This is a genomic window from Metapseudomonas boanensis, from assembly GCF_018704125.1.
Lineage (GTDB): Bacteria > Pseudomonadota > Gammaproteobacteria > Pseudomonadales > Pseudomonadaceae > Metapseudomonas > Metapseudomonas boanensis.
This window is the reverse complement of record NZ_JAGTIS010000005.1, coordinates 123,281-137,469: the sequence shown is the minus strand read 5'-3', so window position 1 is coordinate 137,469 and position 14,189 is coordinate 123,281. Positions and strand designations below refer to the sequence as shown.

Here is a 14,189-nt window from a genome sequence, read left to right as displayed (position 1 = left end):
GCCGCCTGTCAGTCCTGGCCAATGTTTCTCGGTTTGTCCTTACCATTGAATTATTCGAAGCCCTTCTGAAAACGGTTCGAAGCAGTCCTCCAATTTCGGTTTGGGCGAGTGGATATCCCAATAGGAAGGAGCACAGCCATGAACCTGAGTCGCTTCAAGCGTTACCCGCTGACCTTCGGTCCTTCTCCCATCACGCCGCTGAAACGCCTCAGCGCTCACCTGGGCGGCAAGGTGGAGCTGTATGCCAAGCGTGATGACTGCAACAGTGGCCTGGCCTTTGGTGGGAACAAGACGCGCAAGCTTGAATATCTGGTTCCCGAAGCCCTCGACCAGGGATGCGACACTCTGGTTTCCATCGGCGGTATCCAGTCGAACCATACCCGCCAGGTAGCTGCCGTCGCCGCCCACCTGGGCATGAAGTGTGTGCTAGTACAGGAAAACTGGGTGAACTATTCGGATGCCGTCTATGACCGGGTGGGCAATATCGAGATGTCGCGCATCATGGGAGCTGACGTAAGACTGGATGCGGCAGGTTTCGACATCGGTATCCGCCCCAGTTGGGAGAAGGCCTTGGCCGATGTGACCGAGCATGGTGGCAAGCCGTTTCCAATTCCTGCGGGTTGTTCAGAGCATCCCTACGGTGGCCTTGGATACGTTGGCTTCGCCGAGGAAGTGCGGCAGCAGGAAGCGGAACTTGGCTTCAAGTTCGACTACATAGTGGTCTGTTCGGTGACTGGCAGTACCCAGGCCGGCATGGTGGTCGGCTTCGCAGTGGACAACCGCTCGCAGCGCGTTATCGGCATAGATGCGTCGGCCACGCCGGAGAAGACCAGGGCGCAGATTCTGCGCATAGCCCGGCACACCGCTGAACTGGTCGAGTTGGGGCGTGAGATCACGGAAGAGGATGTGGTCCTTGATACTCGCTTCGCCTACCCGGAATACGGTCTGCCCAACGAAGGCACGTTGGAAGCAATCCGGATCTGTGGGTGCCTCGAGGGTGTGCTGACAGACCCGGTATACGAGGGAAAATCCATGCACGGGATGATCGAGATGGTCCGTCGGGGTGAATTCCCCGAAGGTTCCAGGGTGCTTTACGCGCATCTGGGGGGGGTGCCCGCACTGAACGCCTACAGCTTCCTGTTCCGCAATGGCTGAGAAGGCTGTCTAGCGAAAACGATGCAGTGCAGGTGACGAAAGTACCGCACTTCCCCCTCAAAGCCATGCGTGGTACGGCTTTGAGGGTATCGTCCCTGTGTTGATTGACGCTGCTTAGTGGCTACTGTGGGCCGACTTCGGTCTGTCGCGGCCGGCAGCAGTCGGCCCAAAGATGACATTCGCGTTTGCTTGCCTGGTACTCGGCTGAACGGCAGCTTTCGGGAAGAGCTGACGTTCAGAAACCGTGTAATCCACTCTGGTCCGATGAGGTTTCGGCCGGTCGTGGGCCATCTGATGGCCTGAACTCGCTGAATCTGCTTAATAGCACACTTGTGGAGGCCATCGGGGGGGGAACCGAGGGAGATAAAGCGAAAGCATATTGTCAAGGCGCAGGGCCGGCGGGTTCTTGGCTCACCTCGGCGCTGGCGATAAGTGCGTCGTACTCGCCCGTGAGACACATCGAAGAGTTGTGGACGATTGCACAACATCAACATGGGGTTGTCTGTCGGGACGCGGACCGTCAGCGGCTGGACCAGCATCGGCGCTCTGTCGATCGGTGGATTGCCGCCGCCAACTCGACAGGCTGGGTCCTTGGCCCGACCCGGCAACGATCGTGGGAACGGACCTACAATAAAATTGTAGCCAGGTGGGGTCTGAACATCGCAACAGAATCCTGCGGTTTTGGCCCGGTAGCTCCGAGTTGACACCTACCAAGCTGCCGATCGGCTTGTTATCGACATAGGCGGGAGAGACGGCGGCCTGTGAGAGCTGGACCGCAACCAGGGCACGAGGGCAGCCCTATGCCGAGTGACACGAGCGGGATCGGTGGCCAACGGCCGACGCGGTTACAGGTCCGACTTCTGGGTGCAGTCGAGATCATCCTGGACGGCCGGCGTCTTCGCGCCTTCGACTCGCTTCGTCTGCAACGGTTCCTCGGGATGATCGCGTTAGGGGCGGACCCGCAGCAGCGCTCCAGACTGGCGTTCGAACTCTGGCCCGACTCCGACGAAGTGCAGGCGCGCACCAACCTTAGAAAGCTGCTCCACGATTTGCGTCATGCCCTGCCCGATATCGGTGAGTTCGTCGAGATCGACCACGAAATTGTGCGCTGGATTGTGCCCGGGCCGAGCGAAGTCGACGTGCTCAGGTTCCAGGATGCCATGGCCGCCGGTGATTTCGAGCTCGCCGCGCGCCTCTATGCGGGCGATCTCCTACCGGCTTGTTATGACGACTGGGTCCTGGATGCGCGAGCGAAACTTCGAGCGCAAGCCTATGGAGTCCTCGTGCAGCTGGCAGAAGAGGCTGCGGGGCACGGCGACCACCGAGCCACGCTCAGGCATGCCCAACGCATCATCGACCTGGAGCCGACCGACGAAACAGCCGTGCGCATCCAGATGCAAGCGCATCTCGCGCTGGGCGATAGGACCACTGCGCTGCGCGCCTACCACCGCTACGCGCAGGTGCTTGAGCGTGACCTCGCGGTGGCCCCGGGCGCGGCGATCGGGGCCATGGTCCAACGGCTCCGCACCGGTACTTTCGAGCGCGACCAGGCGCAAGGCAAGGAGCTGTCAGCAGTCGGCGAATCGCCTTTCGTCGGCCGCGAACTCGAATGGAGCCAGCTCAACGAGGCCTGGAAGGCCGCACGGGCGGGTCGGGCACATCTGTTGTTGCTGACCGGGGAACCGGGGATCGGCAAGTCGCGTCTGGCGCTGGAACTCGGCCGCCGCGTTCGAGCCGAGGGACACCTGGTGGCATCGGCGCGCGCCTACGCGGCTGCGGGCCGACTGCCGTGGGGACCGGTCGTGGACCTGCTTCGCTCGGCCGCTATCAGAAGCGACATTGACACCCTTGACCCGGTCTGGAGGGCCGAGCTCGCTCGTCTGCTGCCCGAACTGCGCGACCTTTCCCTGCCCTCCGAACCAAGCCAGTCGGGCGACCCGGCGCAGCGCCATCGGTTGTTCGAGGCGGTGAGCCGAGCCATGGTCGCCGGCGATCGCCCGCGCTTGCTGATCATCGACGATCTGCAGTGGTGTGACGCCGAGACCATCGAGTTGCTCGGTTTCGTTGTCCGTTGCGGACCGACTGCCCCTATCCTCATCGTCGGTACCGTCCGCTGGGAGGAGATCCCAGAGCATCATCTCCTGGTTGCACTGGTCGACGCCCTGGGCCACGACCAGGCAGTGACCAGCGTGCCACTCGAGCGACTCGACCAAGCCACCACTGCGATGCTCGCTGCTCGGCTACGCGCCGTGGACAGGATCGAGCCGCAGCTGGCGGCACGCCTCTGGAGCGAGACCGAAGGCAATCCACTCTTCGTCATCGAGGCGCTTCGCGCCGGGATCTCCGCCGCTGGCAGTCAGGCAGTGCTCACCCCGACGATGCGGGCGGTGCTGCGCACCCGCCTGGAGCAGCTCACCGACGGCGCGCGGCGACTGGCCGAAGTCGCGGCCGTCATCGGTCGACCCTTCTCGGTCGATCTGCTGGTCTCGGCCAGCGGGATCGATAAGCACGCGCTCATCGATCAGGTCGACGAACTCTGGCGTCGACGGATCATCCGCGATCAGGGGCTCAGCTACGATTTCAGTCACGACAAGCTGCGGGCGGTAGCCCTGGAGCTGCTCAGCCCGGCTCGTCGACGCCAGCTCCACCGGGCCGTCGCCGAGGCGATCGCGCTCGAGCGCCACGGCGACCTCGACGCAGCCAGCCCGCAGCTGGCCGCCCACTACGACCAGGCCGGCCTGCTCGAACCGGCCATCGCCGCCTACCGCGTGGCCGGGGGGCGAGCGGTGGCCGTGTCGGCCCTCGCAGAAGCGGTCAGCCTGTTCCAGCGCGCGCTCGCCCTGCTCGCCGAGCTGCCACCGGCGACCGACCGCGATGCACTCGAACTCGACATCCGCATCGCCCTCGGATCCCCGCTGGTTGCCCTCGAGGGTTACGGCTCCAGGGCTGCGCACCAACTCTACGAGCGAGCCCTGGCACTGTGCCGCAGGCTGCACCGCCCCGTGGCGCCGCCGATCCTCCGGGGTCTCGGCCTTGCCCGGCTGCAGGGCTGCCGCTTCGAGGATTGCGACGAACTAGCGCGGGCCTTGCTCGAGCATCAGAGCCAGGATCCGGTCGCCAGGACCGAGGGCCGCTATCTGCTCGGCGTGAGCGCGTTCTGGCGGGGCGATCTGGCCGAAGCCCGTCACCATCTCGATGGCGCCATCCAAGCCTATGACGCATCCCATCGCGACCAGCATCTGGCCTTGTACGCCCAGGACCCGAAGGCGGTTTGCCTGGTACGGCTGGCGCTCGTCGAACTGTGGGCCGGAGATGCCGGCCGGGCCGACGCGACTGCCCGAACTGCGCTTGGGATCGCCGTCGAACTCGATCACCCGATGACCCTGGCGTACGTCATCACCTACGCGGCGATCCTCGCGGCCGAAGCCGAAGATCTCGCCCGCCTCGCCGAGCTCCTCACGGACGCCGAGCGGCTCTGGCAGCGCTTCTCGGACCGCTACCTGATGGTCGTCCTGGAGGCGCTGCGCGGCTGGCTGGAGGTGTGCGGGGGATCGGCCGGGGGCATCGAGAAGATCCTGCGGTCGGTGGCGCGCTCGCGTAGCGAAGGGGAGACCCTTCATCTGAGCTACACCCTCCTGCTGCTCGCCCGGGCCCGCGGCATGCTCGGCGAGATCCGCGACGGACGCGCCGCCACCCGCGAGGGGCTGTCGTGGACACAGCGCTGCAACCAGCGCTACCTCGAGGCCGAGCTGTGGCGAGTCGAGGGTGAGCTGGCCTATCGCACCGGGGAAACCGAAGCCGCCGCCGCTACCCTGCGCGGTGCCGTCGAAATCGCCCGCGCTCAAGGGACGGGCTGGTTGGAGCTGCGGGCGCTGCACGCCTTGGCCAGGCGTTTTCCCGATCAGACGATGTGTGAGCAATTAGGGAACCTCCTCGAGACCATTCCGTCGGGCCATGATCTCCCGGCGTTCCGGGCCGCCAGCGGCTTTCTGAGCGAATCCGCTTGAGAGGGAACGCTTCGGGAACGCTTGAGGGCGCAATCTCAAGGCGAAGCAGAGGAACACCCGAAGCGGAGGAACACCCCATGAGCGACATAATCAAGGCACTGACCGAAAAGGTACGGGGGCGGGTGATCACCCCCTCGGATTCTGACTACGACGACGCGCGCGCCGTGTACAACGCCATGCACGACCGCAAACCCCACGCCGTCATCCGCTGCGTGGATTCGGCCGACGTGATGGCCGTGGTCGCGGCTGGCCGCGACGCCGGCCTTGACCTGGCGATTCGTGGTGGCGGCCACAGCGTTCCCGGATTCGGCACGGTGGACGACGGTCTGGTCATCGACCTGTCGCGGATGAACTACGTGAGGGTCGACCCGCTCAAGAAGATCGCCCGGGTTGGGGGCGGCGCGACCTGGGGCGATGTCGACCATGCGACCTACCCGTTCGGCCTGGCGGCGCCCGGCGGGATCATCTCGACGACTGGGGTGGGTGGCCTGACGCTGGGCGGCGGCATCGGCTACCTGACCCGCGGCGTCGGGCTCTCCATCGATAACCTGCTGGCGGTCGATGTCGTTCTCGCCGATGGCCGGCAGGTCAGCGCAAACGATTACCAGAACGAAGATCTGTTCTGGGCGCTGCGCGGCGGCGGCGGCAATTTCGGTGTCGTCACCAGCTTCGAGTTTCAGCTCCACGAGGTCGGTGACATCGTCGGCGGCCCGCTGTTCTACGATGCCGAGGATGCCGCAGCGGTCCTTCAGTGCTACCGCGAATACATCACGCATGCGCCCGAACAGCTCGGTTGCTTCTTCGGCTGGCAGATTGCCCCTGACCTGCCGTTTATCCCTAGGGACCGGGTCGGGGATCTGTTCTGTGTACTGGTCACCTGCTGGAACGGTCCGCACGAGGAGGCCGAGCGAGTCCTCAAGCCACTACGCGCTTCTACCGAGGTGAAGGCCGAGCAGGTCGGCGTCATGCCGTTCCCGGCCCTGCAAAGCGCCTTCGACGGCCTGGTCCCGAAGGGCCTGCAGCATTACTGGAAAGCCGACTTCATCACCGAGCTCAGCGACGCGGCGATCGCGGCTCACATCGAGCATGGCAAGAAGACGCCGAATATCAGCTCGAGCATGCATCTGCATCCGATCAACGGTGCGGCGCAACGGGTCGGCGCCGACGAGACGGCCTTCGGCCACCGGGACAAGAGCTTTGCCCCGGTAGTTGTAGGAGTCTGGCCGGACCCCGCCGACAACCAGGCCAACATCAAGTGGGTGAAGGACTACTACGCCGCCATTCATCCCCACTCGGGCGGCGATGGCGGCTACGTCAACTTCATGTCCAGCGACGACGATCAGCGTGCGCCCGCCAACTATGGCGCCAACTATCAGCGGCTCGCGGCAGTGAAGGCGACCTATGACCCGGACAACCTCTTCCACATCAACCAGAACATCGTTCCGGCGAAGGGGCGCTGAGCATCACGGCGTTCATCCAGTCAGGAGGATCGACGACATGCGCGATCAATGGCTGTTCAAGAGCGAAACCTACGACAACTGCAGTTGCGCGGTGAATTGTGGTTGCCAGTTCAACTTGCCCAGCACCCACGGCTATTGCCAGTCGGCCTTCGTCGGCAACATCGTCGAAGGCCATTTCAACGATACGCCGCTGGTGGGGCTGAACTGGGCAGCGCTGTACAAGTGGCCCGGCGAGATCAAGGAGGGAAATGGCAAATGTCAGATCATCATCGATGAACGGGCGGATGCAGCGCAGCGGATGGCACTGCAAACCATTATCTCGGGCGGCGCATGCGAGCCATTGAGCAATCACTTCTCGGTGTTCGCGTCCACCTGCTCGGAGTTTTGCGAGACCTTGATCCTGCCGATAGATCTCGAGGCGAACTTGGAACTCAGAACCGCCAGGGTCGATATACCAGGCATCATGCGGAGCAGCGGCAGACCCATCATCAACGAGTTTACGGGTGAGCCGTTCCACATCGCCTTGGCACGCCCGAGCGGCAGTTTCGAGTTCACCTACGCGGAGATCGGACAGGGGACGACCTCGGTGACCGGTGATATGGCGATGGCGTTCGAGGATTCATGGGCGCATTTTTGTGTTCACCACTACAACCAGGATGGGATGGTCCGCGAAAGATCGAGGCTCACGGCATGGCTTGGTAGGTGACGTCCGGCAGGGGCCGGTGGCGAGGTGGCGCAGAAAAGTCCTATCCCGAATTCGGCGAACAGGATCGGGGGAACAGTGTTTGGTACCTTTTGACGCCATACTTGAGGCAGTGATCAGGCGCGATCGCCTGGTTGTCATTACCGCGCTTATTGCGGTTATCGCGCCGTCGTGGGCGCATCTGCTGGCCGGTGCCGGCATGGGCATGTCGGCGCTCGAGATGACCCGCGTGTCGGAGCTCGGGATGGCAGGGGCATATCCGAAGGTGGCATGGTCGGCATGGCGATGATGACGCCCGCAGTCTGGACACCCGGCTATGCAGTCCTTATGTTCCTCATGGGGTGGGTCATGATGGTGGCGATGATGCTGTCCAGCGCGGCGCCAATGATCCTTTTATTCGCGACGGTCAATCGCAAGCAGAACGAAATCGGCCATCCCCATGTCGCGACGAGCATATTCGCGGTCGGCTACCTCGCCGCTTGGGCCGGCTTTAGCCTGGTCACGTTGATCCTGCAGTGTGGTCTAGAGCAGAGCGGTATCCTTTCACCGATGCTCGTCGGGACCAGCGTGGTCTTCGATGGCGTCCTACTGCTCGCCGCGGGCGCCTATCAACGCACCCCGATTAAGCATGCCTGTCTTCGCCACTGTCGATCACCGCTTGCATTACTTAGCACCCATTGGCGGCGGGGGGGGCCGTGGCGCGCTACGCACGGGCCTTCTGTACGGCGCTTTCCGCGTCGGCTGCTGCTGGTTTCACATCGGGCTCCTATTTTTTGACGAGGTGATGAACCTCTACTGGATCGCGGGCGCTGCCCTGCTCGTTCTGTTCGAAAAGACTGTCCCTGCCGACCACTGGCTCGGCTAGGCGACCGGTGTAGCTTTGCTCGTCTGGAGTGCCGGGGTCCTGGCGCTTACGTTTTAACTCTAATGCGAAACGCAAAGCAGAAGTCGGATTTGGGAGGAAAGGAAGGCGGGTTTTCCGCAGGACTTCGTTGAGTTCATGGAGCACGAGATCATTAACGCTGACGAATGGCCGCTTTCTCGAAAGCAGCCGCTCAGGATGTGCGTGCTTGGACCGAGCCGAAGGACGGCTTTTGGCCGATTGCTGCCACTACGGAGAAACGGCATGTGTCCGCATGGCGTGTTAAGCACATATGACGGCTTAACGGATCCTTCCGGGTAGGGGGAACAAGTGGGAGGGGGCGCTGAGCCGCGATCTCGAAAACTGCGGGAAGCTGCCTAGTCCACCGTTGCTGAATCACCACGTGCTGATTGAATAGCCGCAGGCCCTAAGCTCCGTAACTACTTTCAACTTCCATGCGCCATGTTGGTCATGAAGGACGTAGGCCACTCCGCTAATGTCATTCGGCGTCTCAATATCGCCTTTCACCAAAGCGCAGACATTTTCTCTACCAAGCTTGGCCATGAGGTAGCCATGCTCAAAGACAACATTCTGTCGAGCGCGGTCCTTTGGACGAGCGTTTCCTTCATGGTATCCACGGCCTTGATCGCATGGCGTATAGAGGACAAGTGCAAAATCGGCATCGTTGGTATATCGCTCTATTTTTTCGATGATCGTCATGCCTGCGTTGGCTTGCTCGTGCAGTATGATCGCTTCAAGACCGAGGCTTTCGATAAACCGACTGACCTCAACTCTCGCGAGATCATCTCTTCCGTGAACGATGAATACTTTCCGCTTGTTCCTGGCAACAACTGGCGCCGGAGTTTCAAATGGAGCTGCAGTTGAGGGGCCAATACCGTTCGGCTGTATGAACTGGGGAGGGGGAGTCGGACGCGAGAGCGGAGGGAATTCCAACGAGTCTAAGAGCGGGGTGAACTGCTCTGAAAGGAACGTTCTCCGCTCGGCGTACGTTTGGTGTTTCCCCTTTATCCAAGTCCAAAAAGTATCAAGGGAGCCATGTTGCCTCACGAATGCTGGGAGTGCTGCGCTCATTACAGGATCACTCAGCAGTTCACGTCGAAGATGGAGATACTCATTCGGATCCGCAGCATTGCCCGTAGCTCGGGCCACCAAGAGGTTTTGCAGGTAGCTTACCTTGTCGAAAGTGCTAACCAGGAATTCTATGGACACGGGGGAGTCTCTTTATCTTACAGAGTGTCATGAGGAAACACGGATTTAGGCTGAGATTGTTCAGCACATAACCTTGTTCCAGTCGATTGCATAGCCCGCCTGTTTCAACTCGCGTGCCAGTGCGGTTTTCCACTCGCCGGACATCTCTGTCCAAACTACCCCGGCAAAGTCGGTAGGTATTTCCACTTTTCCAGATCTCAGCGCGCAGACTTTGTCACGACCCAGCGCACCAATAAAGTAACCAAGCTCCAGTAGCACATTCTGCCTCACGCGAGGTTCCACCTGACCGCCCGCTTTGCAGCCAACATCGTCGGGCGTTAGCAGCACCACGGCCATTCCCACATCAGAATTGTGCTCGATTTTCTCAATGATCGTGCGCCCACTATTGGCCTGCTCGTGGAGGATGATCACCTGAAGGCCGAGCTTCTCTAGGAAGCGTGCAACGGTTTCACGGACAGCTTCATCGTGCCCATGGACGAGAAAAACTCGAGAGGAGCCCGCTGATGAACTAGCTTTCGTTGCTCGCGCAAGAAGGCTAGGTCCAAGGTCTTCAAGGTCCGCTTTTAAGGCATTTATCGCTTGGCCTAGCAGCGCTTTCGCCGCTTCTATATTTGTTTTCGTGTGTGCTTTGTAGTTGGGCTCTGGCATTCCAGATACCCAAACCATCTGATGGTAATGCAGCTCCTGCGCCGCTTTATAACGATTGGCTGCGGTAGTGTTTACTCCGAAATAGCGCTCCAACGTATCTTCAATACTGCGCTCTAGAGCTTGGAGTTCGGGAGATGTCCCACTCTTCAATGTGTTGAGATCAAACGCATCAAGATCCGCGATTCTTTGCTCAAGCCGGTCAATTCCTTTCTGCAGCTGATCTGCCGTCAAGTGAACCTTTGGTTGAACAACCGGGGATGGGGGTGACTTCCGAGCCATAGCTACTCCTTGGTATGTGGCTATGTCCCATCATGCCATTACGCGGGGTGGAGCAAAACTGCAAAAGGCTCAATAGCCACGATGCCGTTGTTCGTCAGCACGAATTCAAGCGTCTTCGGCGCCGGCATCTCGAAGTCGTAGTCCGCATTCAGTGCCAGGCTCTGTACCATTCCGGAAATAGCGCGTGTCCGCTTCTGGCCGGTTTCTGCCGGTTCCCACCGGCTATACTGGGTCGACTGCTACCGGTAACGATCGGCAGAAGCAGGCCAAGCGCGGATCCGAATTAGTTTGCCAGAGCCCCCGGCTTCTCAGCGAAGGGGGCAATAACTCTGCCAGAGCCCCAAGGTCGACTTGCCGGCTTACCTGATATCACCTCGGGTAGAACGTAAATTCACTTACCGCTACCGGCTATTTGCGACACCGCGCGTGAGGTCTCGGTCAAGCGCTGCCGTCTACCGCACGTTTTTCTTTGCGAGGCGGTTCAGCCATGCCTCCAATTCCTTGACCAGGATGAGTCGGCGCTTACCCGATTTGAACGAAATCAGTTCTCCCTTGGAAATGGCTTCATAGGTCGCGGAGCGAGTATGGCCGGAGTAACGAGTGCTTTCCTCAACGCTCACGGCGATAGGGGTGATGGGATCTGCTTTGCTCATTCTTCTTTCTCCTAAACACACCCAAGATGAATTGGTGATTTTTACAGGGGCTGGTCTTAGTTAGAGCGAGTTGTTACTAGGGTTAGTTGTGCAAAGATTTCTGCGGAAATTGCTATTTCGATTGCGGATGTTTAATGGTTGTTATCTATGTTTATTAGGCGTCCTGAGGTTTCTCAAAAAGCTGGGGCGCGTAGTTAGGAGGGGGCAAAAATAAAGTCGGTATCGAACTTGAGCGCCGCTTTCTTTATTGGAGCGGTAACTTTTAATTAATCATCCGATTGGAGGGCTAATTGGCTTCTGAACTTCCGCCTAGAACTGCTATTAAGACCCGGGGTTTTCGGAGTTGTCAGGCAGCGCGCAGTTGTACGACATGTCGTGTTGATCTGCTTCCTTAGTCATGCCATTCAGCCAGAGAATCGAATGGCCGTTCCTAGTCAGCAATGCGCTCTAAGGCCATACGACCGTTCTATCTGGGATATCGCTGGCCGTATTCGTCGAACTTAGGGCGGAACAGGCGGTAGTCGCATTCCTTTGTCCCGTGCCACTCGATGGTCTTGCGGAGGTTGCTGGGGTTGAGGGTGCCAGCCTCGATCTCCATGCAGACGATTTCGTCATTAGCCCAGGTTGGTTTTGCAGCGGCTTCGTCCTTGATATCCATGTGCCTATATCCCTTTGCTGCTAGTCCTCACGTTGGCTATCACCTTTCAATCTAAGTAAAGATCACACCCTGATTTTCTGCCCAAAAAATCTCTGCAGGCCCCGGATTTACTGGATTTGTTATTGCGCGGAGTGGTGCTGAGCGACCGCGTCGCGCGGCTGACCCAGTCATGGTGACCAGTCTGGGTGAGAGGTGTTTAAATAATTCGCATTTTCCTTTGTTTGGTGCGCGGCAAGGCTCATGGGCATGAGCGTTTTGGGGGGGCCAGATTCACGGCAGAGACGCTATGTTGCGTAACGTTCACCGACCGCACAGCGTTACTGCTGGAATAAGGCTCGGGGTGCGGCAACAGCCGCGAAGAGGTGCTGCCGACGTGTCAGCAGAACCTGCACGCCATTTGGTGCCTTCTTCGATGCCTCTTCGACGGTGTAGGCAAAGCCGAGGAGGGGGAGGTGGCGGGACGCCAACTTGTCATCCTGTTCTAGAACCCCTTGCGCCTGGGGCTGTATTACAAAAAAAGGTGGGCACACACCATGAGAAAATATATCTACGGTGGGTGGTGAGGAGTCCATATCGACGACCGCCGCCTGTATCTATTCGGCCGTTTCAAGTCAGCATCACTTTAATCGCAGGTGCGACTGACAGATATATTTTTCGTCGCGCAAGAGGGGAATAAGACTTTAAAAAAGAGAGTGGCTGTATTCAGCGTTCCGATGTGGTGGCGCAATGGTGCTGGATTCTGTTATTGATTGCGGATTTTTCAGGGTTTTAGAATGAGCTTGTACAGAGTACCGATGGGATTTTAAGTGAGGTAGAGGTGAAGAGGAGGTTTGTCGTTGGTGGCGGTAAAAGCTTATTTGTAAAAGTTGTGGATGGGGTGCTTTGTTAGTTGGGTTTGTACTTGGTGTGAAAATATTTAGTTTTTGTGTTGTATATCGCAATGCCATCTATAGAGTTGTCGTGATTAATATGGTTAAACGTTGCGGGTGCGTATATAAAATCTACGTGACTGGTTGCATGTTTTGTTTTTCGATAATTGCCTACTGGTTTTTTTTAATTTGTCCTGCCAGGAAGCCTCCCAATAGGGCTGGTGCAACGATTGGGGAGATCACTCGGCGGGACAGCTGTTTCATGCCCAACTGGTCGTGGCCGCCCAGGAAGGGGATGAGCTCGACCACATTTCCGTCGCCGCCAGGTGCAGTAGGAGCGAGGGATTACCCAGGCCGACGCCAAGCAGCTGCGCCGCGCCGGCAAGTAACCGACTCGCTTTGGGGCAGGCCCTGCCGATAGGTCGGGGTCTGTCCGGTACTCTGTACCAATAGAGTCGTTTTCGGCTTGTGATAGGCTACTATCACAACGTCTATAACCCCTGTGGGAGGAAACCATGCCAACCGGCCAATTTGTGGGGTACGCGCGTACCTCGACCGCCGATCAGGAGGCGGGACTCGAAGCGCAGCTGCGCGAGCTGGAGCGCGTGGGCTGCGAGAAAATCTTCAGCGAGAAGGTCAGCTCGGTGGCCCAGCGGCCCCGGCTCCAGGCCGCCCTGGACTACTGCAGGGAGGGCGACACCTTCGTGGTGACCAAGATCGACCGGCTGGCCCGCTCGGTGGCGGACCTGCTGGTGATCGTCGCCGGGCTCACCGCGAAAAAGGTGCGGGTGAAGATTCTGTCGCCCGACCTGGACACCGAGACCCCGGCCGGCAAGCTGATGCTGAATATCTTCGGCGCGGTCGCGCAGTTCGAGCGCGAGATCATGCTGGAGCGGCAGCGCGAAGGGATTCAGCGGGCGCGGGACAAGGGCAAGTACAAGGGCCGCAAGCCGACCAGCGAGAGCAAGCGCGAGGCCGTGCTGCTGATGTTGGCGCAGGGTGCGCAACGCGCCCAGGTCGCCCGCGATCTCGGCATCGGGATCGCCACCGTCTACCGCATCCAGGCCCAGGAGCGGGACAAGCAGGCCGCAACGGCCTGAGCTATGAACGCGACGGCCTGGTCCGCCAGGGCTAGGCCGAAGTCACCCCACTCGAACTAGGAACGGGCCGTTTGAACCGCTGGCAGGCAGGCCGGCGGCAGCCCGTCTGTGGCTGCGTATATGCCTGTATGTTTTGTTAATAATATTTTTTATAAGAGAAAAAATTATTACCAGACTATATAGGCAAAAATGTGGATAAGTAGGAGTGTAAAAAATAATGAACGGAGCACTTTACACAAAATCTATCTAACTAGTGAACTAGTGCAACTAGTTAGATAGATTTACACGAACCTCCGCGCACTCCCCCACACGGCCGCCCTCCAAAACCAACAAAAAACCCGAGGGAAATCAGCCAGTTACCATATCCAACGGTCTGCGCGCATGAACCCCCCTCCGCTACCACCTACCAACTTCTAGCTCAACCCCCAAGCCAGAAGTCAAGTACCCCGAAAAAATAAATTTTGGTAGCCCGGTAGAAAAGGGGGGTTCATGCGCGCGACCCCTCCGCACCCGGTACTTGCTCGAAAAACCCAGCAAGTCGGGCTATGAACGGGCCATTCGGCCC

The 14,189-nt window shown here is 59.5% G+C and carries 11 protein-coding genes; 7 read left to right on the top strand and 4 right to left on the bottom strand.

Features of this window, described 5'->3' with window-relative positions:
• Positions 1-138 precede the first annotated feature (138 nt).
• From J7302_RS11625 to J7302_RS26955, 6 genes are all read left to right on the top strand, one after another.
• A complete protein-coding gene (locus J7302_RS11625) occupies positions 139-1,155 on the top strand; it encodes a 1-aminocyclopropane-1-carboxylate deaminase (protein ID WP_215374160.1) in 1,017 nt (338 codons plus the stop codon).
• Positions 1,156-1,955: 800 nt separating this feature from the next.
• Complete coding sequence (locus J7302_RS11620; RefSeq protein WP_215374157.1) at positions 1,956-5,162, top strand: ATP-binding protein; 3,207 nt, start codon at positions 1,956-1,958, stop codon at positions 5,160-5,162.
• Positions 5,163-5,239: 77 nt separating this feature from the next.
• Positions 5,240-6,622, top strand: coding sequence for an FAD-binding oxidoreductase (locus J7302_RS11615; protein WP_215374144.1), 1,383 nt, complete (start codon positions 5,240-5,242; stop codon positions 6,620-6,622).
• 37 nt (positions 6,623-6,659) lie between these two features.
• Positions 6,660-7,328: a DUF1326 domain-containing protein gene (locus tag J7302_RS11610; protein WP_215374141.1), complete on the top strand. Its 669-nt coding sequence runs from the start codon at positions 6,660-6,662 to the stop codon at positions 7,326-7,328.
• Between the two features lie 276 nt (positions 7,329-7,604).
• On the top strand, positions 7,605-8,102 hold the full coding sequence (locus J7302_RS11605) for a DUF2182 domain-containing protein (protein WP_215374138.1): 498 nt from the start codon (positions 7,605-7,607) through the stop codon (positions 8,100-8,102).
• Positions 8,044-8,190 (top strand): copper chaperone, encoded by a 147-nt coding sequence (locus tag J7302_RS26955; protein WP_349814445.1) that lies wholly within the window; start codon positions 8,044-8,046, stop codon positions 8,188-8,190. The genes J7302_RS11605 and J7302_RS26955 overlap by 59 nt, the downstream gene beginning before the upstream one ends.
• Before the next feature lie 393 nt (positions 8,191-8,583).
• Here the strand turns inward: J7302_RS26955 and J7302_RS11600 are convergent, their stop codons facing one another.
• From J7302_RS11600 to J7302_RS11585, 4 genes are all read right to left on the bottom strand, one after another.
• Positions 8,584-9,417 carry a TIR domain-containing protein gene (locus J7302_RS11600; RefSeq protein ID WP_215374135.1) on the bottom strand — a complete coding sequence of 278 codons (834 nt, stop codon included), beginning with the start codon at positions 9,415-9,417 and terminating at the stop codon, positions 8,584-8,586.
• Between the two features lie 60 nt (positions 9,418-9,477).
• A complete protein-coding gene (locus J7302_RS11595) occupies positions 9,478-10,344 on the bottom strand; it encodes a TIR domain-containing protein (RefSeq protein WP_215374132.1) in 867 nt (288 codons plus the stop codon).
• Positions 10,345-10,796: 452 nt separating this feature from the next.
• Positions 10,797-10,997 (bottom strand): helix-turn-helix domain-containing protein, encoded by a 201-nt coding sequence (locus J7302_RS11590; RefSeq protein WP_215374127.1) that lies wholly within the window; start codon positions 10,995-10,997, stop codon positions 10,797-10,799.
• Positions 10,998-11,463: 466 nt separating this feature from the next.
• Entirely contained in the window at positions 11,464-11,655 is a 192-nt protein-coding gene (locus J7302_RS11585; RefSeq protein ID WP_215374123.1) for a hypothetical protein, read from the bottom strand.
• A gap of 1,384 nt (positions 11,656-13,039) precedes the next feature.
• Here J7302_RS11585 and J7302_RS11580 point away from each other — a divergent pair.
• Positions 13,040-13,624, top strand: a complete 585-nt coding sequence (locus J7302_RS11580; RefSeq protein WP_215374120.1) for a recombinase family protein — start codon at positions 13,040-13,042, stop codon at positions 13,622-13,624.
• Positions 13,625-14,189: the final 565 nt, after the last annotated feature.